This window comes from Paraburkholderia sp. (genome assembly GCF_047605525.1).
Taxonomy (GTDB): domain Bacteria; phylum Pseudomonadota; class Gammaproteobacteria; order Burkholderiales; family Burkholderiaceae; genus Paraburkholderia.
On the sequence record NZ_JASGFN010000016.1, the window covers coordinates 162,797 to 184,773 of the forward strand.

General features: G+C 57.1%; 20 protein-coding genes and 1 pseudogene. 5 read left to right on the forward strand and 16 right to left on the reverse strand.

Going from position 1 to position 21,977, the window contains the following annotated elements; genetic code table 11:
- The first annotated feature begins 6 nt into the window (after positions 1–6).
- From QM685_RS23115 to QM685_RS23135, 5 genes are all read left to right on the forward strand, one after another.
- Positions 7–525 (forward strand): YybH family protein, encoded by a 519-nt coding sequence (locus tag QM685_RS23115; RefSeq protein WP_415119704.1) that lies wholly within the window; start codon positions 7–9, stop codon positions 523–525.
- 91 nt (positions 526–616) lie between these two features.
- Entirely contained in the window at positions 617–1,870 is a 1,254-nt protein-coding gene (locus tag QM685_RS23120; RefSeq protein WP_415119706.1) for a hypothetical protein, read from the forward strand.
- Positions 1,871–2,033: 163 nt separating this feature from the next.
- Complete coding sequence (locus QM685_RS23125; RefSeq protein WP_415119707.1) at positions 2,034–2,663, forward strand: hypothetical protein; 630 nt, start codon at positions 2,034–2,036, stop codon at positions 2,661–2,663.
- On the forward strand, positions 2,660–4,657 hold the full coding sequence (locus tag QM685_RS23130; RefSeq protein WP_415119709.1) for an integrase: 1,998 nt from the start codon (positions 2,660–2,662) through the stop codon (positions 4,655–4,657). Before QM685_RS23125 ends, QM685_RS23130 begins: the two co-directional genes overlap by 4 nt.
- 27 nt (positions 4,658–4,684) lie before the next feature.
- On the forward strand, positions 4,685–5,776 hold the full coding sequence (locus tag QM685_RS23135) for an AAA family ATPase (RefSeq protein ID WP_415119711.1): 1,092 nt from the start codon (positions 4,685–4,687) through the stop codon (positions 5,774–5,776).
- Between the two features lie 117 nt (positions 5,777–5,893).
- Here the strand turns inward: QM685_RS23135 and QM685_RS23140 are convergent, their stop codons facing one another.
- From QM685_RS23140 to QM685_RS23215, 16 genes and pseudogenes are all read right to left on the reverse strand, one after another.
- Positions 5,894–6,616: an amino acid ABC transporter ATP-binding protein gene (locus tag QM685_RS23140; RefSeq protein ID WP_415119771.1), complete on the reverse strand. Its 723-nt coding sequence runs from the start codon at positions 6,614–6,616 to the stop codon at positions 5,894–5,896.
- A 160-nt stretch (positions 6,617–6,776) separates the two neighbouring features.
- On the reverse strand, positions 6,777–7,679 hold the full coding sequence (gene ilvE, locus QM685_RS23145) for a branched-chain-amino-acid transaminase (RefSeq protein ID WP_415119713.1): 903 nt from the start codon (positions 7,677–7,679) through the stop codon (positions 6,777–6,779).
- 57 nt (positions 7,680–7,736) lie between these two features.
- The gene (gene ehuD, locus QM685_RS23150) at positions 7,737–8,426 is read right to left on the reverse strand and encodes an ectoine/hydroxyectoine ABC transporter permease subunit EhuD (RefSeq protein ID WP_415119715.1); all 690 of its coding nucleotides are present in this window, start codon (positions 8,424–8,426) and stop codon (positions 7,737–7,739) included.
- Between the two features lie 8 nt (positions 8,427–8,434).
- Positions 8,435–9,268 carry a substrate-binding periplasmic protein gene (locus QM685_RS23155; RefSeq protein ID WP_415119717.1) on the reverse strand — a complete coding sequence of 278 codons (834 nt, stop codon included), beginning with the start codon at positions 9,266–9,268 and terminating at the stop codon, positions 8,435–8,437.
- 104 nt (positions 9,269–9,372) lie between these two features.
- The gene (locus tag QM685_RS23160; protein WP_415119719.1) at positions 9,373–10,095 is read right to left on the reverse strand and encodes a GntR family transcriptional regulator; all 723 of its coding nucleotides are present in this window, start codon (positions 10,093–10,095) and stop codon (positions 9,373–9,375) included.
- Between the two features lie 29 nt (positions 10,096–10,124).
- Positions 10,125–10,505, reverse strand: coding sequence for a VOC family protein (locus QM685_RS23165; protein WP_415119721.1), 381 nt, complete (start codon positions 10,503–10,505; stop codon positions 10,125–10,127).
- Positions 10,502–12,115, reverse strand: a complete 1,614-nt coding sequence (locus QM685_RS23170) for an AMP-binding protein (protein WP_415119773.1) — start codon at positions 12,113–12,115, stop codon at positions 10,502–10,504. The genes QM685_RS23165 and QM685_RS23170 overlap by 4 nt, the downstream gene beginning before the upstream one ends.
- Positions 12,105–13,271 carry an acetyl-CoA acetyltransferase gene (locus QM685_RS23175; protein WP_415119723.1) on the reverse strand — a complete coding sequence of 389 codons (1,167 nt, stop codon included), beginning with the start codon at positions 13,269–13,271 and terminating at the stop codon, positions 12,105–12,107. Before QM685_RS23175 ends, QM685_RS23170 begins: the two co-directional genes overlap by 11 nt.
- Positions 13,268–14,257, reverse strand: a complete 990-nt coding sequence (locus tag QM685_RS23180) for an aminotransferase class IV (protein ID WP_415119725.1) — start codon at positions 14,255–14,257, stop codon at positions 13,268–13,270. Before QM685_RS23180 ends, QM685_RS23175 begins: the two co-directional genes overlap by 4 nt.
- A gap of 1,117 nt (positions 14,258–15,374) precedes the next feature.
- Positions 15,375–16,361, reverse strand: coding sequence for a hypothetical protein (locus tag QM685_RS23185; protein ID WP_415119727.1), 987 nt, complete (start codon positions 16,359–16,361; stop codon positions 15,375–15,377).
- A 92-nt stretch (positions 16,362–16,453) separates the two neighbouring features.
- Positions 16,454–17,227, reverse strand: a pseudogene (locus QM685_RS23190) (error-prone DNA polymerase); the annotation flags it as partial.
- 189 nt (positions 17,228–17,416) lie between these two features.
- Entirely contained in the window at positions 17,417–18,556 is a 1,140-nt protein-coding gene (locus tag QM685_RS23195; RefSeq protein ID WP_415119729.1) for a porin, read from the reverse strand.
- Positions 18,557–18,684: 128 nt separating this feature from the next.
- Positions 18,685–19,515 (reverse strand): amino acid ABC transporter ATP-binding protein, encoded by an 831-nt coding sequence (locus tag QM685_RS23200; RefSeq protein WP_415119731.1) that lies wholly within the window; start codon positions 19,513–19,515, stop codon positions 18,685–18,687.
- Between the two features lie 21 nt (positions 19,516–19,536).
- Positions 19,537–20,205, reverse strand: coding sequence for an amino acid ABC transporter permease (locus QM685_RS23205; RefSeq protein WP_415119733.1), 669 nt, complete (start codon positions 20,203–20,205; stop codon positions 19,537–19,539).
- A 47-nt stretch (positions 20,206–20,252) separates the two neighbouring features.
- Positions 20,253–21,065, reverse strand: a complete 813-nt coding sequence (locus QM685_RS23210; RefSeq protein ID WP_415119735.1) for a substrate-binding periplasmic protein — start codon at positions 21,063–21,065, stop codon at positions 20,253–20,255.
- A gap of 90 nt (positions 21,066–21,155) precedes the next feature.
- Entirely contained in the window at positions 21,156–21,977 is an 822-nt protein-coding gene (locus QM685_RS23215) for an alpha/beta fold hydrolase (protein WP_415119737.1), read from the reverse strand.

The following is a 21,977-nucleotide window of genomic DNA, read 5'->3' on the forward strand; positions in this document are numbered from 1 at the left end:
CGGTCCGTGAAGGTTTTTCGTTTCCTGCCTGTCAAAGCAGCTTTGGTGCTTGCCCTTTCGTTCAGTGGTGTTGCCGGCGTACACGCGGCCGGAGAAGAAGCGTTACCTTATGCTCCGGATCCCGCCGTGCGAGCGGTACAACAACAGGTCTACGATGTCGTCCACCGCTATGAGACGGCGCTCAACGCCGGGGATACCGCCACGATCCTGAATCTGTTCGCGGAAGACGGCGTTGCGGAATGGAACGACAAGCGTACCTATGCGACGCGCCAGCAGAAGATCGATGGGTACGATGCGCTATTCAGGATCGCGAAATTCACCACCGTATTTTCGTATGACGCGATCAACGTGTACGGCGATACGGCAGTGGTGCGCACGCATCATCACAAAGGGGCGGCCGTAATCGAGAACGGCAGGAGCGTGCTGGATCTGAACCGCGAGGTCTTTGTGCTGCACAAAATCGACGGGGTCTGGAAGATCGTCCTCTACACGTTCAATACCGATCCGGTGCAAGGCGAAGGCTGAGCGAAATTTCGGCGAGGAGGAACCATGTACCGGGTTGCTCCTTCGTGCTTGTCCGAAGTTACTTTCTCAGTGGTCTCACCAGGAACAACGCATGGGCACCGAACAATGTCAAGTTTCCACGAATGAAGAACTGCTCGCGGCGGTGGCTGATGCCGCTGTCGTGCATATTACGGTGGCAGCCAATCTGGACGGCCTGCCTACGCTACGTCTTCGCCCGGGCCAAAGTCTGACCGGAGGCAATCCAGGAACATCGATGCATTTTGTGTCGGGTCAGGACGGCCTTCAGCTTTCAACCGACAACCAGGTCGAAAATCTGCGACTGGTCACCGACCTGGATCGACGCGCGATCTTCAACGACACGACCGTTGAGAGTCTTGGTCGCCTGGTAATGCGCGATCTGGACGTAACCGGTGTGGTGCAATTGCTCGCACGTGAGAAGGTGCGTGGCGGCCATATCGAAGCCCATGACATCGACATCGAGGCAGCCGATGCGCGCGGTTACGAGGAACGACCCAAGGGCTATGGCGTGGAAGTCATCCCGGGTGCCTTCACGCTCTGGAACCAGCAGACCGACCCTGCCGTCACCATCACCGCGGACCTCACCGGTTTGTCGGCGGGCCGTGCCGGCGCGCCGGTGCGCGGCAGTGGCATCTTCGTCAGCGGCGCGGGTGACGTGGGCGGCTGGTTGATGGCGCGCCGCCTGGAAACCGGCGCGGTCTACAGCGACGGCGGCATTGCCAAAGGCACGCCGGATCGTATCACCGGCGGGGTGTTCACGGTGTACGGTGCGTTTGTGGACAGCGTGCGCAACGTCGGCCCCGTGACCACCTACGGCCCCAACGACATGGTGCTGGACAACTGGGGCACCGTGGACCGCTGGGTGGCGGTGGACAAAATCACTTCTTACGGTCCGAGCGGCATCGGCTTCGTGAACTTCGGCACGGTCAACGTGCTGAAGGTGAACGCCGCCATCGAAACCTTTGGCCAGGGTGCGCGCGGGTTCAACGTTTATACGGGCACGGTGCAGTCGGCCGAGTTCGACCGCGTGGTCACGCATGCCGATGGTGCCGTGGGCATCCAGATCAGCCAGCCAGTGGGTCGGATTGTGGTGCGTCGTGGCATCGAGACCTACGGTGGCACGGGCGACTCGCTGGTCAAGGGCGTGGTCATTACGCTGTCAGCCATCGCGTTCAGCGTCAAGCCGGGGGGCTCGGTTCGCGAAGTGGAGATCACGGGCGGTCTGGTTACGCACGGCCAGGGCGTCAACGCGCTGGAAATGCACGGCAGCATCGAGACGCTGCGTATTGGCGGAGGCATGACGGCCGGCGGCCGTAGAACGCAATAAATCTGTCAATCCGGAATCGAGGCGCCAGCGGTGATCTACGGGTGGGAATTGACGACTTTAATTTCAGTCCGTACGAAATAAAGTCGTCAATTCGCATAAGTCCGCATTAAATTCGTCAATTTGCGTCCTAGACTTCGAATTTTCTCCGTAAGCCACTGATCTTATGGACAATATTCTCGATTGTCAGCCGATCGCGCTCGACCGTCCCCGCGGCGCCCATCGCCTTGAAGTGTTCAGCCTGAAGGCGGACCGACGACTGACGCTGTACCGCCAGTCCGCGCTCGAGCAGTGGGTCATGCTTGAGGCAGATCCAGCGGTCACCGCGTTCTGTGAGCGACCAGGTTTTATCCAATCTGAAGGGAAACGCTATCTCGCGGATTTTTGGGTGCGTTACTTTGATCGTCAAGAGTTAGTTATCCTTTTCGATTCGGCGTCCGAGCCATCTGTAAAACCAGACGTGGTTCTCGACAATGCAGGGCTGACGGTCAGGTCGGTCCAGTCACCTGAAATCGCCGCCTCTCGTGCGTGGATCGCGAACTGGAAGCGGATGCTCCCTTGCCTCGTCGCCACGCGTGGCCTCGTCCCTCCGTCGCTCAGTGGCGCGATTGAGCGGTTTGTTGCTCGTCCGCATCGGCTACTTTCGATTGAGCGCGAGTTCACAACTGGGGATCCAGTTCTCGTGCGTGCCGCGGTTTTCGGCTTGCTGCATGCCGGCCGCGTGCAGGCCCCCGAGCTACGCGCGCACGAATTGTCGCTGCTCACGGAGTTTGTCGCCGTTGGAGAACAGTCGTGAACCGGCGGCGCACTGATTTTCAGGCGCTGGACGTTGCGGCATGGCCCGGCGTCGCGTATACGGAATTTGGTGACGAAGAGCGATGCGCTTTCCAGCGTCGTATGGAAGCAGTCGAGAGATACGTGCGCGGAGAATGCATCAGCGACATCGAGCTGGCGACGGGAGTGAACAGGCGACAACTCTATCGTTTGCTGGACCGGGGATTGGCGCAGCATCCGGACGGACGCATATTCAGATTTCGCGCGTGTTTGAAACACGTGCGGATTTCGGATTATGTCAGGACAAGTCCGGTGACAATTCACGGTGACCGCGGTAGCCGTGGTGCCGTAGGTGCCTTGTCGCTGCTCTTCGAGCGATATCCGAAGCTGGCAGCCTGGTTACTATTGCAGGTGAAACAACGCCGGGTACTGCTGCAACAGGTCGGCACGGACGGCCGTCTTCGTACGCGCCTGCGTGGCCTGCGATCGCTGCATGACGAGTTCCTGCGGCAATGTCGCGCGGTTGGACTTACGGCGGCGGACTATCCCTTCAACACGGCGGGGAACGCGATCCGGTCGTTATCGCAGAGACTGAAAGCGGAGATGCTGCGCAGTTTCGGGACCGCTGCGCATTCGGCGGGCGCATCGCATCTGAAAGGTTTGCCACGGCACGACGAGAATGCGACTCCAGCCGCGACGCGGCCGTATCAGGTTGTCGAGTTTGACGGGCATCGACTCGACATCCGTCTGAAGGTGCTCGTGCGCGATCCGCTGGGCTTTGAGCACGAATTCGAGATCGAACGGGTATGGCTGCTGGTGATCATCGACGTTTGCACGCGGATGGTGTTGGGCCACCACATCGTCCTCGCCCGCGAATACAGCCGTTACGACGTGATCAAGACTGTAGAGAAGGCGCTTGAGCCACATCTGAAGCGTTCATTTTCGATACCCGGGCTTGATTATGGTCCGCATGAGGGCTTTGCGTCCCATCGTTTTCCTGAACTGGCGTGGGCGACATGGGAGTGGATCAGGCTTGACAACGCGAAGGCGAATCTGGCGAATGAAACGCTCACAGCGCTCTGCGAGTTCGTTGGCTGCTGTGTTGATGCGGGGCCGAAGTACAGCCCGGACGAGCGTCCGTACGTCGAGCGATTTTTCGGAACGGTCGCCAGCCGGTTTTCTTCGCGGTTGCCTGGCTATACCGGATCCCATCCGCGCGACCTGCGGCGTGAACTGGCCGATCCGAAGGGCGACCTGAGCCTCTGCGTATCGCTCCATGAGCTGGAGGAACTGGTTGAATATGCGATCGCAAGCTATCATGGCACCCCGCATGCCGGCCTGAACAATGTCACTCCGCTTGAGGCGATGGAGTATTTCATCCGTGGTAAGCAGGTGATGGTGACATGGCTCGCCGAATTTCACCGGCGTACGTTGTGCCTGATGCAATCCGCGCGCCATTGCAGCGTTCGAGCGTATCTGCCGCAAGGAGTACGACCGCACATCAACCTGTACGGGGCGCGATATACGAACGACGTTCTGGCTTCCAGCACCCAGTTGATAGGCAGAAAACTGCTGCTGTACCTGAACGCGGACGATCTGCGTAGCGTGCGTGCGTTCCTGCCAGACGGCACCGAGCTGGGTGTCCTGAATGCGCAAGGTGCATGGGGCGTGATGCCACATAACCTGAAGCTGCGGCAGGAAATCCTCAAGTTGCGTGGCAGACGGCGACCCCGCGCCGGAATCGACTCGAATCCAATCGAAGCGTACGTCCAGGCCAAGCTCGCGCAGGCGAAGAAGAGCCGCCGAGCGGCGAATGACCTGGCGCAGACCGTCCGGGTACTGGCAGGTGCGCCGACCGTTCGCACGCCAGCCGGGCCACTGCGCGCCGCGGCGCCCCCTGCGGCACCGGCCGTTGTGTCCGTCGTTCAGAAGCCCGCGGGCGTAGCCCCGGCACCGACCCCTCGCACTGGGGTTCGCGTGCGTAAGCTCTCGATCGGCTCAGGCCAGGTGTTCTAACCCGTAATCACAAACTGGAGGTGCATCATGTCAGTTGACGTACCGAGACCGATCGATCCATCGCTGCATCCGCTTGCGACCGGCAACTACCGCATTGCGACTCCGGCGATCCAGGCATTCTACGAGCTCGTGGTCCGGTGTCTGCACTACAGGATCATGGGGGCGCTGATCTACGGGCCATCCCGCATCGGCAAGACGCGGGCGATCGAGTACGTGAGACTGCTGCTGGCGCGCAACTATCCGAAGATGACCAGCTACCACGCGCAGTGTGAGCATAAGCCCAGGCATGCCGAAGGTCCATTCTTTGCAAACCTGCTCGAGGCCGTCGGGGACCCCGATCCCAACGCGGGTTCGAACCCGTCGAAGCGGATGCGACTCTCGCTGAGAATACGCGAGGCCGCCGCCCGCGCGGGCAGCGGAACCGTACTGCTTTTTTGCGACGAGGCGCAACGCTACAACGAGAACGAATATGAGTGGCTGCGCGATGTCCACGATGCACTGGACCGTCAGCAGATCAAGCTTTTCACGTTGCTGGTTGGTCAGCAGGAGCTTCTGGCACAGAAGACCGGCCTGCAGATCGCCGGAAAGACGCAGATCGTCGCGCGACTGATGGTCGACGAGCTGTCTTTCTACGGTATACGCGACGCGGAGGACGTGGCTACCTGTCTCGACGGCCATCTGGTCGGCAAAGGAAGCAAGCCCGGCAAGGTAGCGTTGCCGCCACTGGCACGTACAGCGCTCGACCAGTATCTCGTGCAGCGTCGCCGTCCGATCACGCCGGCGCGCTGGGACCCAAGGACCCCGTTGCTCGCGAGCCTCGAACAGGACAGCACGACCAGCATCACCGGTACCCGTCTGTGGAATGTGATGCGGCGCTTCTTTGCTCAGGTCGCTGATGTCATTACAGCCGACCACCCCACACTTGCCGAAAAGCTGCGACGCGCCAGCCCGCACTGGATGCATCACACCCATGCCACTCATGCGCTGGCTCGCGGAGCCGAACTGACAACCGTGCGGGATAACCTCCGCCATGCCTCAATCGCGACTACCTCCATCTACCTGCAAAGTGACGAGGTCAAGCGTGCCCGCCAGATGACTGAAGCCTTCGTCGCAAGATAGCTCGAAGCCCGGGCCAGATGGGCGTCGCCTGCTTAACGTGCATTATTTCCGCTTTTCTAAAGCGACCCCTTCTACGGCTCGGTTCGGCGAAAAATGCGCCTGATCCGATTGCAGTATTTATTCTCTGTGCAGGATCTGGCTTAGAAATACCTTTAGTCGCGCGCTTTCTGGATTTTCGAAGAACTGCGCGGGCGATCCAACTTCGACGATTTCCCCCGCATCCATGAAGACGATTCGATCGGCAACCTGCCGGGCGAAACCCATCTCATGAGTCACACACACCATGGTCATTCCTGTGTTGGCCAGTTCGATCATCGTGTCGAGCACCTCTCTGATCATTTCAGGGTCCAGTGCAGATGTGGGCTCATCGAACAACATGATTCTCGGCTTCATGCAGAGAGCCCGAGCGATTGCTACCCGCTGCTGCTGGCCACCAGATAGCTGCGGGGGATACTTCGCTGCCTGACTTTCGATGCCGACACGTTGCAGCAGGCTGACTGCTAGCGCCTCCGCTTCACACCGCTTCATCTGTCGAACGAGCATGGGCGCAAGCATGCAATTCTCGATAACGGTCAAGTGCGGAAAAAGATTGAATGATTGAAAGACCATTCCTACCTCACCGCGCAAGCTGTCATGCGCGCGACCATCATCGGTGAGATCGCTTCCGTTCACCGCAATACGGCCTTGCTGGTGTGCTTCGAGCTGGTTGATGCATCGAATGAGTGTTGACTTGCCCGAGCCCGAGGGGCCACAGACCACAACCCGCTCCCCCTCGTTCACTTTCAGGGAGACGTTATTGAGCACTTTATGGTGCCAGAACCACTTGCTGACGCCGTTCATCTCGATGGCTGCATGGCCCGACGTGCTCAGCAGGCGTCGTTTGGCGGCGTCACTGTTAGCCACTCCAATCACCTTCGCCAAGGCATCGCCAGTAGCGTCAGCCCCTGCGACTCCTGCGGACGGTTGTGCATGTCGTGCGCGTAGTGCTTGTGTACGCATCTCAGTCTCCAATCCGAACGACTCTGTCGATCGGTATTCCGTAACGCCCGGAAGCAATCAGCTCCAGATACGCCTTCGACAGCTTGCCGAAGATGGGCCCCGGTTTGCCTGAGCCAATTGTCCTGCCGTCCAGTTCGACCACCGGTAGCAGCCCACCCGCCGTACTGCAGAAGAACACTTCGTCGGCGGTATAGGCATCGTAAAGTTCCAGATCGAAAGACTCGACAGACAATTCGAGACTTCCGGCCAACTCCATGACAGTTTGCCGGGTGATGCCGGCCAGAATGTCATGACAGGGTGTCAACAATTGCTGTCCCCGGACCACAAAGACGTTATATCCCGGCGCCTCGCAGATCCGGCCGTACGAGTCAAGCAACAGCGCTTCGTCTGCGCCGGCCGCCTTTGCTTCAAGCTTCGCGAGAATCAGGTTCAGGTAGTTGAGGCTCTTGATGTGAGCGTCCAAAACCTGGCCCGAAGGGCGACGCACTGCAGCCGTCTTGACGCGCAGTCCACCCTCGATGCGCTCCTTTGCCGCCATGTACAGATAGGGTTGAACCAAAATGATCAGGTTCGGTACGCAACCCGCAGGCTCCATGAGTGGCTTCCCGTTCGTGCCACGCGTCACGATCCATTTGATGTACGCATTACGCACATTGTTCAGGCGTATGGCTTCAAGTATGAGAGAGATCAATTGTTCACGAGAAACAGAGCACGTAAGAGATAGCGCATGCATGGATCTGTAAAAGCGATCCAGATGATCGTCAAGCTTGAAAACGCTTCCTTCCCAAGCGAGAGCGGTCTCGAACACGCCGTCGCCGTAAAGAACCGCATGATCAAGCACGGAAATTGTCGCCTTGCTTTCTGGCACGAATTTACCATTTACATATATAACAGGCTCACACATTAGGAATCCTTTATAATAAGCTTGAAATCAGTTGCTTGGATGTCGTCTCAGTGGGCGCTAAACGTGCCCACCGAGCAGTTGTCCAGCCTCCGGTTTCAATACCCTGTCGTTTCGCCTCATTCTTCGCTCCAGATGCGCAACCAGCATCGAGGCCGGATAGCTGATGAGGTAATAGATAACGAACGTAGTCGAATAGATGATCAGGTATTGATAGGTGGTTGAACTGAGTTGGTCGGCGGTGAACATCAATTCTTTAACCGAAATGACGGCGACCAAAGCGGTATCTTTGAACATCGCAATGAAGTAATTGCCGATGGGCGGAACAGCGATGCGCAGCGCCTGCGGAAAGACCACTTTGGAAAAGGCGTGTCGGGGACGAAGGCCCAATGCCCGTGCCGCCTCGATCTGCCCAATGCCGATCGCATCGATCGAAGTCCGATACACCTCAGACAGGTATGCCGCGTAGTTGAGAGACAGGCCTAACACCCCCGCTAGCAACGCGGGCATCCTGATGCCAATGTACGGAAACACGTAGTAGATGTAGAACAGTTGTAGAAGCAGAGGCGTACCTCGCATGAAATCGACGTACGCACGTAGTGCCCACCGAACAGGCCGAAGGTGCGACCTCCGGCCCAACGCGATGAACAAACCGAGGACGAGTGCGATCGCCATCGACAGAAAGGTGATATAGATGGTCGCAACCGCACCGCTTAACAGCGCCGGGAGATAGGCAAGAATGGTTTCCACGATAGCCCCTACTGGCAGCAGTTTGGAAATGGGTAGTAGCGTTCGACTGGGGTCAGCCGCCACTGTGCGAGTACCTTGGTCAATCCGCCGTCGAGCTGAAACTGGCGATTTGCCTCGTCAAATGCCTGACGGAATGCCACATCGTCCTTTCTGAATGCAGCACCTACCGCATAGTCTCCGATTGGCATCTTGTAATCGAGAATCTGAATTGGCAAAGTGGGATCGGTGCGAAGCGCATCTGCTGCAACCATGTCGTCGAAGGCCCCCGCATCAAGACGGCCCGCGCGCAATTCCGCCAAGATCTCTGGAATGTTTTTGTACGGCTTGACCTGAATCGACGGGTCTTTCTGGGCTAGGGAATTTAACCAGTCAAGCTGGATCGTCCCAAGGTATGAGCCTACCGTATGGCGGTGGAAATCCCGCTCGCTATGAATATTGGCCGGGTTTCCCTTCGGCACGATCAGCGCCTGACCTGCTTTGTACATGGGGGTCGAGAACGACACCTGCTCGGAGCGCTTCACTGTAATCGCGATATTGTCCGATATCATGTCACAACGGCCTGTGTTGAGAGCCGAGATAATCCCCGAGATCGGAACTTCGAAGATATCGATAGATGTGACGCCCATCTTCCCTAGGATTGCCCGATCCATGTCAATGTCGGTTCCCGTGACTTGCTGAGTTTTCGGATCCCGATATGCGTAGGGGACATCATTGGAGGTACAAATAATGACCTTCTTCGCCTGCTGGACACGGCTCAGAGTGCCACCGTCTGCCGCAATCGCGTTTTGATAGTCGGCAAACGAAAGGAGTGCCAGCACCACACCACATAGAAACACCTTCATCGTGATTCTCCCTAAGATGGTTAGGAATGCAAATAAATTGGCAAAAATGGCGCACTAAATGCACCATCTTCTGTCGTTGTGTGTCGTACTGCTCGTCTATTCTTCTACCCGGCCTTTCTCGCGACCTCCTCGCGCTGCGTCAACTCCTTGACCAGTTTCTCTCCATCTTCGGTATTGTGTTCTGACGCAATGCGTTGCGCGTCGACCGACCGTCCCTCCTTGATTGCCTGAATCAGCGGAGCGTGAAGTTCGACATAGTCGTCGAGCGTAAGGAATTGACTGACCATCTTCTGATATAGACGCATCTGCTGCGAAATCAGCCCGTAATGGGTCTCCAGTCGTGAGTGTCCGGTCAGCCGGACGATCACCATGTGCAGTTCGAAGTCAGCGGCCACCGCACGCCGCCGATCACCTTCCTGAACGGCGGTCACGACCTCGTTAAAGGCCTTGTCAAGCGCCTGCGCTTTCTTCAGATCGATCTGCTCTGCAAGGAGCCGGGCGGCGAAGCCTTCCAGTGAATTTCGCAGCGTGTAGAGTTCCGTCGCATCATTCGCGCTGAGCGAGGGAACGGCATACCCCTTGAACGGCTCCTGCGTCACCAAACCTTCGTGCATCAGTTGCCGAAGTGCCAGTCGCACGGTTCCGCGGCTAAGCCCCACAGAGGCGGCCAGATCTTCTTCCGTCAGACGCTCACCGGGTTCAAATCCTCCGGAAGTGATCGCATCCCGGAGTTTGTCCGCGGCGAGCACGTCCAGGCTGCGACGTACCACTTCCATCTTTGCGCGCGGGTTCGCTGTCGCGCCCTTGTTTCGTTTGCTTGTTTGCATTTGATCGCTGTGTAAAACGGACAAAAGCGTTAATCGTAGATGGCAATCTCGATGAGATTGCCGTCCGGGTCTCTGAAATAAACGGATTGCATTGGACCACGAGCACCGGTCTGTGGAACCGGACCGACCTCAATTTTGACCCCGCGACGGCCGAGTTCAGAGACGATACTTTCCATGCTCCCTTCGCTGATGAAACATAGATCTCCAGTCCCGGGCAGCGTGTGCTCGGCGTGAGGACTGTATTCATTGCGGTACGGATGAAGGTTTATCTTCTGATTCCCGAAGTGCAGGGCGTGGAAGTCGCTGTCGAACACGGCATGCTTCATGCCGAGCACGCCCTCATAAAACTCGATAGTTCGCGAGAAGTCTCTGACTGTCAGAACAAGATGGTCGAGATGCGTGATATTCATGCGATCCTCCCATCAGGTTCGCAGGCTACACCCGTTGCGGTAGTGCTCAGCCTGCTCCGGATTTCTCTCTTAAGGATTTTGCCGTACGCTGATTTGGGTAATTCTGCCCAGAACTCGTACCGCTTTGGCCATTTGTACTTTGCCAGCTGGTTGGCAAATAATTCTGAAAACTCGTGGGTCGGGACCGCCTGACCATCAGCAGTGACCAGCACGGCAACGCCGCTTTCGCCCCATTGGGGGTCTGGCATCCCCACTACCGCAACCTCGCTAACTTGTGGATGGGTTAGGAGAATTTCCTCCACCTCTCGTGGATATACGTTGAGTCCACCGGAGATATACATGTCCGACTGGCGTCCGGTCACGTACACGAATCCCCGCTCGTCCACATGGCCGATGTCTCCGGTATGGAACCACCCATCACGGAACGCCTTGCGCGACGCATCCTCGTCACGAAAGTAACCGGCGAAAGCAGCGGGGCCCCGCGCACATATTTCGCCTTCCACGCCTGAGGGAAGCTGCCTGGCATCCGCGGCAAGGATCGCGACCTCGATGCCTGTCCTCGGCACCCCGCACGAGCCCGTTAGGCATGCGGCGTCATCATCGCTCGGCGAATGATGCTCCGGCGCCAGCACCGTAATGTTGGCCGTGAATTCTCCGAGACCGAAGTGCTGAACAAGTACCGATCCGAGTTTCGTTAACGCCAACTTTTGGTCAGCCCGATACATTGGTGCGCCGCCATAGTTGACGCGCCGGAGTGTGGAGTGATCGTACATATCCACGCTGTGATGTTCGACCAGCTTCTTGAGGAGCGTCGGGACCGCGAAAAAATTGGTCACCATATGTGTTTGCACAATTTCCCAGACACGCTCCGGCGTAATCTCCGTATTCGGGTAGAGCACCTGGGTGGTTGCTCTGGCGACGTGGGCCAGAGCGTGCACGCCCGCACCGTGGGACAGCGGCGCGATCACGAGCGAGGTGTCCTCGACCGTTGTACCCGGGAACATGTCAGCAAGATGGCTGACCGTCACGAATGCCAGTTGCCCATGGGTTAGCACGGCCGCCTTTGGGCGCCCCGTCGTTCCTGAAGTGTAGAAAAACCAGGCCGGATCGTCGTGTTCTACAACCGCCTCAAATGGCGCGGCAAATGCACTGCTTTCCAGCAACGCTTCATATGCGTCCGTGCCGCTGCCCGGACGGTCGTAGCAGATGCTCCTCTTCAAGCGGGTGCTCGCGGATGCGGCTGCGGCCGCGTGTGCATCAAACTCCGCATCGTGGAACATCAGACTGGCGCCGCTATGATTGGTTATGTACGCGACCTCAGACTCAGTCAACCGGAAATTGACAGGCACCCAGACGGCGCCCGCTTTGAAGCATGCCCATTTTGTTTCGAACATGCGATGGCTGTTGCGTGCCTGAACGAGAACCCGGTCGCCCTTCTGGACTCCGAGATCGCGCAAGGCTGCCACCAACAAGTCGATCCGCTGATTCACCGCGCTCCAGGTCAGCCGGACGTCGCCGAATATCACGGCCATCCGTTCCGGATATCTAACCGACGCCTGTGTGACAAGATGTCCAAGGTTCATTATGGGCATGACATCCTCACCGAACACGTTCAAGGACGCTGGCGTAATTCGCAACCGCGCAGCCGCCCATGTTGAAGACACCAGCCAGCTGGGCGTTTTTCAACTGCATTGGGCCAGCGGTCTGCGTCAATTGCATCGCGGCCATCACGTGCATTGATACGCCCGTCGCACCGACGGGGTGTCCTCGCGCCTTGAGGCCGCCAGATGGATTGATCGGCAGCTTTCCGTCGATGTCAGTCATTCCCTCGAGAATCGCCCGCGCGCCTTCACCGCGCGGGAACAGTCCCATCGTTTCGTACTGGATCAGTTCCGAAATCGTGAAACAATCGTGGATTTCTGCGAAATCAAGATCGTCGATTCCGACGCCCGCTTTCTCGAGTGCCAGCCGCCATGCAAGGGCTGCTCCGTCGAAAAAAGTCACGTCCCGTTCACTCAACGACAGAAAATCGTTGATGTGACTTGTCGCGCGAAAGGCCACAGCGTGGGACTTCGTATCGGCGACGCTTGTGTCAGCCAATACCACCGCCGCGGCGCCATCGGTGATGAGCGCGCAATCCGTGCGCTTCAGCGGGCCGGCTACGATGGGGTTGCGCTCGGACACCTCCCGGCAGAATTCAAATCCAAGATCCTTCTGCATATGTGCATAGGGGTTGCGGGCTCCGTTACGATGGTTTTTTGCCGCAATCTGGGCGAGCGCATCAAGCTGATCACCGTACCTGTGAAAATAGGTTTCGGCAATCGTCCCAAATACTCCCGCAAACCCGCCGGGTGTACCACCGGATTCCTTGACATAACTTGCCTTGAGAAGATTCTCGCCCGCAATGGCACTGCTGACTTCGCTCATTTTCTCCACGCCAACCACCAGAACGTGCCGAGCCGTGGCCGCCTTGAGACTCTTCAATCCTTGCTGGATTGCCGCCGAGCCAGTGGCACAAGCGTTTTCAACGCGTGTCGCGGGCTTGAAGCGAAACCCTGGATCGCACTGCAGAACCAGGGAGGACGGAAAGTCCTGTTGGACAAAGCCGGCGTTGAAGGTCCCCAAATAGACTTCATCAATATCGCGTGCCTCGACGCATGCATCAGCCATTGCGTCGCGGACCACTTCAGCAACGAGGCTCTCTACGTCGCGTGCATCGAATTTTCCAAAACGTGTGTGGGCCCAGCCCACCATACAAGCAGTCATTCTCCGTTCTCCAGTTCTTCATACACGGGCGTTGCATACCAGCCAGCGTCGCGTTTGCGCCAATACAAGTCTCGGAGGCGCGAAGTCAGCGGCCCAGGGCCACCGTCGCCGATAGTGGTTTCATCGATTCTGACGATGGGCACCAAGCCACCCGCTGTCGTTGAAGCGAAGATTTCGCTGGCTCGTGCAAGGTCTTCGGGAAGCAGAGGCCCTTCACGATGGCGGATGCCGAGTTCGACGCACAACTCGAAGACGGTGCGTCGGGTGATTCCAGCGAGAACGTTTTCGCCTGGTGTGACAAGACGGTCGTCGAATAGCGCGAAAACGTTGAATCCGGGCCCCTCGGTGATCAAGCCGTGCTTGCCAAGCAGGAGCGCGGAATCGCAATCGTGTTCATACGCGTCGAATAAGGCGAGGGTGAAGTCGATCCAGTGGTAGTTTTTGATTTCTGACGGTACGGTTTCGGATGGCAGTCGCCACCTGTTGCTGATGTGGACAGACAGCCCCTGCGCCAACTGTTCAGCCTTTGCGACTGTGATGAACGGTACACAGTACGCCATGAATCGATGGCGGCATTCCCGGGGATCGCGAGAGCCCGTTGGTCCTGCGCCACGTGTCATGATGATCTGAACCGTCGCCTCGGTCAGTCCCGTCCGACGGACACATTCACGCATGACGCTGACAATTTGCTCTCTTGTGAAAGGACAGGCATAGCGGAGGGTGCGACATGAATCTTCGAAGCGCACCACATGATCGTGAAGCCGGAAGAAGTTTCCCCCTCGCACGGAGATGGTGTCCTGACACGCGTCACCGCGTGTGAACCCCCAGTCCATAAGCGGCAACTTGGCGTCTCGCAGAGAAACATAGTCATCGTCGATGAACGCACATCCCGCGGCATACGACATTGGTTCGACCGCGAACGGTCGCTCGGTTAAATCTCTTAACATTGCAATCGCCTCGATATCACCGCATTGATAGTTGTCCAATTGCTAACAATTTTCCAATTCTGGTTTCAACACGTGCATCCGGTACCTGCAAGATAGGGCACTGGGTTCAGATTGTCAATTGATAGCAATTAGACAATTACCCTGGTGGCCGAATGATCACTCGTTTTGGCTGCGCGCGCGTCGTGCGCAGTGCGTCGAACGCACACGACGGGACTTTGAGATCACCCCATCCTGTGTATGGCAGCTTGTGCACATTTCCGTTATGCCGATTCTGGCGAGCGGCGTCTGCACCTGACGATGACTGGCACCCAGTTTTTCGCGCTGGAGCGGCTTGTCGCGCACTTTGACCTGTCCCGGCGCGCGGTGATCGAGCGCCTGATCGACTGAACCGACGACACGCTTTCGCGGTCACTTTAGACGACGAGGGTGCATTTAACCGTTACATCGAGATTCGGCCTTTTTTCCAAGCTTTCACGTGAGCGCTTCGAATGACGCTGATCGTTGAGGGTTGTTGATGCCTGCCATGGCCGCCATGGCTGAGAGCATGCGGCCGCGCGTGCCGGCAGGCATCAACAACCCTCAACGACCTCGGAAGTATCCGACCACACTGTTTCTCGGCCACCGTCGGCGGTCCGTGTATCGTAGGCCGCATCTCTATAGCGAAGTGACGATTTTATTTCGCGTCCGGCAAACCTATACTCAGTATGGCTCGCCGCGTGATGGGGTTGCTCGGGAGTGCTGAGTTGACAACTTTATAGTCGCAACGTTGACACCTTTAATGCGTGCTACGCTACCCGGCCGTCCGCGACCGGCGCCGCCAACGCCGACGTAGACGGTAGTGGCCCAGCGCTCACGGGACTTACCCATGGTGCGCCTCACGCGATCCGACGCCACCGTGATTGCCGCAGATTCGGACCGATCAAAAACGGTGGCGTCATCCTGGCCTCAACCACGGATGCCGGTTTTACCGCTTGTCGTTATGGGAACGCCAGTGGACGTTACACAAGGATAAAGAGATCGGAATAAAGTAGAAAGAGAACCGCACGGCAATCGCCGCGCCCGGACTGGTGCTGCAGGAAACGGCCGACACTGTGACGATGACGTTCACGAAGCCCGGCGCGAATGCGGAAAGCGTGGTTTCCCGTTCGGTCACTCTTCATCGACTGATCCCGAAGATCGTCACCGATCGCTTGATGGATGTTCCTCCTACCGAACCGACCTCTCTGTTCTCCGAATCTTCTTCGAACTGTTCGCTCCAGACATCCGTGAGATGCCGTACCACCTCACCAGCAAGGTTAGATTCCCTCGTCTTCGGCCGATCGATAATCGAGCGCGGCCATGACTGCCGGCCTACCTTCAGGACGGATCCGTCATGTTGGGGAACGGTGATGATGTTTTCGCCTATCACAAATTCGTTCTTGAACTCTCGTGGATGCACGTCATCCTCATCCTCATCGTAGGTGAATTCGCCATCGAAACAGACCATCAGCTCATCCGATCGAGCGAGCCGATCACGAAGCTCGTGGGCGCTCAACCATGCATCTCCGCCCCAACAGACAATCGGCAAACCTTCCAACTCACCACCACACTCCAACACAATCTCAGCGCAGTTCGCCTTGACCGATTCGTCGGCCTTGGAGGCGGCGATAATGCGGGCTTGTTCAGTAGCCCACTCAGCGAGACGGTCCTTGGGTACTGTCGGGAATGCGGAATTGCGAGCGGCCGTCAAGGTTTCGCCAACCAGCAACCCCTGAACATTCGAAAGCCTCGCCGCGCGTAGTCCGCCGACGGTAACCCAGCCGCCATCTTGCCCGAAGTAGCCGCTGGGCTTAATGTATGCGCGTCCAAGAGGATTCCCTTCGTCTCCCGAGATTGTACGGATTGCGGCGTGATGCCCGACCCTCCGCTCTTTATCCACGGCACCCTTGGCAAAAGGATCCAACCGGGAGAGCAAGGCATCGTCGGACAGCTTGAGCCAATCGCCCGATCCGACCGCTGGCGACGATGTCCCATTTTCATTCACCTCGATGGATACCGCGACGCTCGGTGCGATTGAAGCAACCAGCTGTTGAAGCGTTAGGACGCCGTCAAAATACTTACTGACATGGAGCATCCCACCCTTGGCTCGCGGATCGGTTTTCAAACGAATTTCGATGCGCGTTCCCCCGTCTACCGGCGCCAGGCCTCGCTCGCCGTAATTAGGTGTAGCCGCTCGGCCGACCAAGCGTCCCAGATCATGTCCTGCAGCTCAAAGCACTCGCCACGGCGCTCGGACACGAAGTCCAGTACGCGGCGAATCGCCGACAGCATGCCGAGCGCGAGTACGTCGACCTTGAGGAGGTCCAGCAATTCCAGGTCATCCTTGTCCCATTCGATCACGCTGCGCCCGGCCATCGCGGTATTCTCGACCGGCACGAGCCGCATGAGCTTACCGCGGCTGACAACGAACCCGCCCAAGTGCTGCGATAGATGCCGCAGAAAACCGAGTAACTGCGATACCCACGCCTGGATCAGTAGTGTTTCAGGGTTAAGGCCAGCCTCGGGAAACGTGCCAGCAGGTCCGCACTGCTATCGAACCAGTGATGGGTTTTGGCGACGTGATCCACGATCTGCGGATCGACGCCCAGTGCCTTCCCGGTTTCGCGCAACGCGCCGCGTGGGCGGTAAGTCGAGACAGCCGCCGCGATCGCCGCGCGGTCCCGCCCATATTTCTCATAGATATACCGCGCAACCTCCTCGCGCCGCTGGTGCTCGAAGTCCACGTCGATGTCCGGCGACTCGCCGCGCTCCTCCGAAATGAACCGCCCGAACAGCATGTTCCCGAGTGCAGGACCCACTTCGGTGATGCCGCGGCAGTAGCAGAGCGCCGAATTCGCGGCCGAGCTCCGAGCCTGACACAGGATGTGCTGGTTGCGTGCGAAGCGGACGATGTCGTACACCGTCAGAAAGTATGGCTTGTATTTCAAGCCCGGCAATCAGATTCAGTTCGTGTTCTATCTGCTACTGCATCTCGTACGGCGTGCCGTTGGGAACGCTATTGCCGCTTTCCGGTCCTCGCCGGATCACTGACAACGCGCCAGCTTGCCGTCAACATGGGCCGGAGCAGTTGGCAGCTTTTTTGTCCACCCCGTCGCTGCTCCTAGAACGTGCATTCACAAAGTCTCAGGGCAGTCCGCCATATGGCCACCGCCCCCTACATCAGAACTTTACTCGAATTCCCGCTACCACCGCGGTCACGCTTTTGGACGAGGACGGCGAGCTATTGTAAAGTTGAGCGTACTGCGCTCCACCGCCGGCCCTCTGAAAAACCGCAGCGGCGAGGAGATCCGTCCGCTTGCTCAGCGAGTAGACGATGCCAGCGTTTACCTGGTTGTAATGAATGGCACGTCCGGCAGAATACTCGCCGAACGTGTAGTCGTATCCGACCCCTGCGAGAAGTACCGGTGCGAATCGGTGGTAGACCATTGCCTCAACATTCTGCAAACGCAGACCTGTTCTGTCGACATAATTGAACAACGCATTGGAATAGCTCAGGTTCGCATTGATCCAACCGAAATCGTAGCTCGCCGCGACGGAGATGTTGCGCTGGCTGTCCACGTTGGCTTGCCCGAGGCTTTTCGTGAACGGAGAGGTGTATCCGTAAGAGTCGTTGATGGCACCAGATGCATTCGTCGATGCCGGACGAAGCATTTCCACCATGGCCGCACCAACTTTGAGTGGACCACGAGCATAATTTACACCAAAACTGTAGCCGCTATTGTCGGAAAAGCCGGTCGTAGAATTTGAGAACGCATACTGGCCAGCAAATGTGAGACCATCAATGCTGGAAGACGCATACCGCACCGAGTTGTTGAACCGCGTATTGTTGAAGATATTGTCGAAATCGCCGACATGAGCAGCAAAATACGTCGCAAACACGGTCGCGGCCTCCGACCAGTACAACTGCTGCGACATCTCGTCATACTGACGACCAAGCGTGATCGAGCCAAAACGCTCGTTGTCCAGACCGACGTACGCCTGGCGTCCAAATTCTTTTCCGCCCTGACCCAACGCGCCGTTCGCGATGGAGAATCCGTTTTCCAGTGTGAATATTGCCGCCGTACCACCGCCAAGATCTTCACGGCCTTTCAGTCCCCACCGCGGCGGCTGCAACGGGCCACTGAACATTCCCACCAGCGATTTGCCGTTCTGGTTGGAAACGTAGCCGACAGCCGTCGAAATAATACCGTACAGCGTAACGCTGCTTTGAGCATGTACCGGCAGTGATAAAAAACCGATCGTTCCGGCTGATAACGCAAGAGCTCCGCGTTTTCCCACTCTCCAAACCTGTTTCTTCATAGTTAGACTCCGGGTTTTGTTTAAACAAGCAGTACAACTAATCAAATATTTTTTGCCAAGTTGAAATACACCGCATGCTTCGTTGTGCGTCCGGCGTACTTCGACAGTTGTCGAACTACTAGCCCTGTCTAACCATGGCTTGTGCGATTAAGGAAACCGCGCACTCGAAGATTCTGTGAATCCTCAAAAATATCCTTTGGAGTGCCCTGCTCGACGAGCTTGCCTTTTTCCATAAATACCACACGGGTTGCCACCTTTCGCGCAAACGCCATTTCGTGTGTAACCATCATGATGGTCATCCCAGACTGTGCAAGCCTGGCAACGACGTCCAGCACTTCACTCACTCGTTCTGGATCGAGTGCTGACGTGATCTCGTCGAGAAGTACGACCTCCGGATCCATTGCCAGCGTTCGTGCAATAGCGACCCGTTGCTTCTGGCCACCTGAAAGATACCCAGGCAATGTCGCTGCCTTGTCGGCAAGACCCACGGTTGCAAGCAACTCTTTCGCTCTCGCCTCAGTTGCTGCTTTGCTGAGACCTTTCACCTTGCGGGGTGCGAGCGTAATGTTGTCGAGCACCGTCAAATGCGGAAACAAATTGAAGTGCTGGAACACAAAGCCGATCTTCGAACGACGGGCGCTCATCTCCTTGTCGCTCAAAGCGATCCGCTCGACGCCATGCTCAACCTGCGTCATCAATTGGCCGCCGACTGCGATGGTCCCCGCATCGACAGGTGTCAATCCGTTGATGCAACGCAAAAGAGTCGTCTTGCCTGAACCTGAAGGACCGATAAATACAACCACCTCGCCCTTCCTAATGTCCAGCGATAGCCTGTCGAGGACAGGCACGCCGCCAAAAGCCTTGCAAACTGATGAAAATCGAACCACCGCTTCCATTGAAGTGCCTTCGGTTTCTACTTCGATCCCGTTGACAAGCCGGATTTTCTGGGAAATGTACATGACCATACTCACAAAAACTGGTTATTCAGGAATGGCGACACGCACTTCAATCCAGCGGGTCAGGCGCGAGACACAAAAACAGATGACAAGGTAGAAGCCCGCAACTACCGTGAATGCTTCAAGCGGTCGGGAATACTCCGTGGAAATCATGTCGCCGCGGTGCATGACATCAAGCACGCCGATATAGGCCACAAGCGCTGACTCCTTGATCAGAACGATGAACTGGTTCAGCAGCGGCGCGAGCATCTTGCGGAGTACTTGTGGCAGAGTAACGTATCGTAGCGTGAGCGACCTAGTAAGCCCCAGGCTCACGGATGCCTCCTGCTGGCCAACAGGAATACCTTTAATGCCACCCCGAAAAACTTCGGACAGGAACGCACCGGTATTCAACGCCAGGGCTAGAGTTCCGGCAACAATTGGCGAAAGATTAAGTCCAACCAGGATGGGCAGGACGTAGTAGATCCAGACGATCAAAACCAGTACAGGGATGTTCCGGAAAACCTCCACGTATGTCGACAGGACGGACTTCACGAAGGAATTGGCATGTTCCGCACTTCGCATGATCCCGACCGGAAGCCCAACGATGACCCCAAAAACTAACGCACTTACCGAAATTCCGAGTGTCGTCACCAATCCACCACCTATATACTTCACGGCAGTGGACATCACGTTCCAGTCAAAACTGTACATATCTTCTCCTGCTGCCTGATGTCGTGTACCTACCCTAACGATTGGTGTTACTTGGCCTGCTGAGCACCATCGATGTTGTACTTCGCAAGCACCTGGGCAATGTAGTTAGCGCCAATCATTTCGCCAATCGCCTTGTTGACCGCCTGGCGCAACGCAGGGTCGCCCTTCGGCAGGGCGACGCCGAACCACGTGTCACCGAATGAGCCGGCCAGAACTTTCAACTCACCACCGCGAGCTTTTGCCATCAACGACAGCACATCACGCTGATTTACATAGCCGTCAACGTTGTGGCTCTGGAGAGCGAGTATGGCCGCACCTACGTCCCGGATACGGACGACTTCGGCTTTCAGTCCACCCTGTTTCTCCAGTTTCATCAACTGCTCATCGGACGATGACCCGGTTGTGACTGCGATCTTCCTTCCTGCCACGTTTAACTGATCCCACGATGCCACCCCACTGTCGGCACGCGACAGGGCCGTGAACTGAGCCGTGTACAGAGGGCGGGAAAAGTCGATGGTCTGAGCCCGGCCATCCGAGTAGCCCATGATGACAAGGTCAAACCGGTTTGCAGCAATCCCAGCCGGCAAGGTCGGCCAGCTATCGAGCACGAATTTCGGGTTGGCTCCTAGACTTTTCGCAAGCTCATCGGCCATGTCAATCAACGGGCCTTGCAGCTGACCTGATACCACGTCGCGGGACTCGTAGGGGCGGAACTCTCCCCACCCAAAGCGAACCTCTTTTTGTTGCTGTATCTGCGGAAGGCGAGACTGCGCGAACGACGAAGGTGGCAGAAAGAGAAAGGCGGAAAGCAACCCCGCCAGCACGATAGTCCATCGCGAACCAACAAAAGTAGTTTTCATATTTCCCAAGTAGATCTACGATAAATCCGGTCGATGAGGTGACTGAACGTCACTGCATTGATTCGCGCTGAGCGCGCAGCCAACAATTTGCTACTGCAGAAAAAACTCCTTCAACGCCTCGGTGAACTTCTCAGGCTGCTCTACATTAGAAAGATGAGCTGAGTCGAGTGTCACCAGGTTTGCACCTATAATTCGAGATTGCAGATCAGCCATTACCTCAACTGTGGTCGCCGGATCCTTCTTTCCTGCAATCAATAGCGTTGGCGCCTTAATCATGCCGTGATAGGCACCAATGTCGGCACCATCCAGCGCCTTGCAGCATGAGATGAAACCGGCTGCTGACGTGCGTTCCATCTGCTTGCCCAGCGCTGACACAGCTTCCGGATGTACATCGCGGAAGACATCCGTCAGGAATCGCGCCAGCGTGCCGGGAATAACGGCGGCAAGTCCCGACTGCATAACTGTGGTAATGCGAGCTTCCCAACCGGCGTGATGTTCCGGGCCGTAACGGTACGTTGTATTCGCCAGTACAAGCTGGCCGATTCGATCCGCGTACCGCGCGGCGACGCTTTGTGCAACCAGCCCACCCATTGAAGCACCAACAAGATGGGTTCTCATAACGCCAAGACCGTCAAGCACATCAACAACATCGTCCGCCATGGCATCCATGGTGTACGGCCCCGCCGGTGCGTCACTGTCGCCATGACCACGCAAGTCGATGGTCAGGACGGTAAAGTGGTGCGAGAGTTGAGAAACCTGATCACGCCAGAAATTGCCATTTCCCATCAGCGCGTGCAGGAACGTAATCCACGGACCGTTTCCACGAATCGAGTACGCAATCGTGTTGCCATTACGTGCGGCTATCTTTCCATCGCCCACCGCGAGTTCTGTATCGTTTTTTGGAGTGTTCAT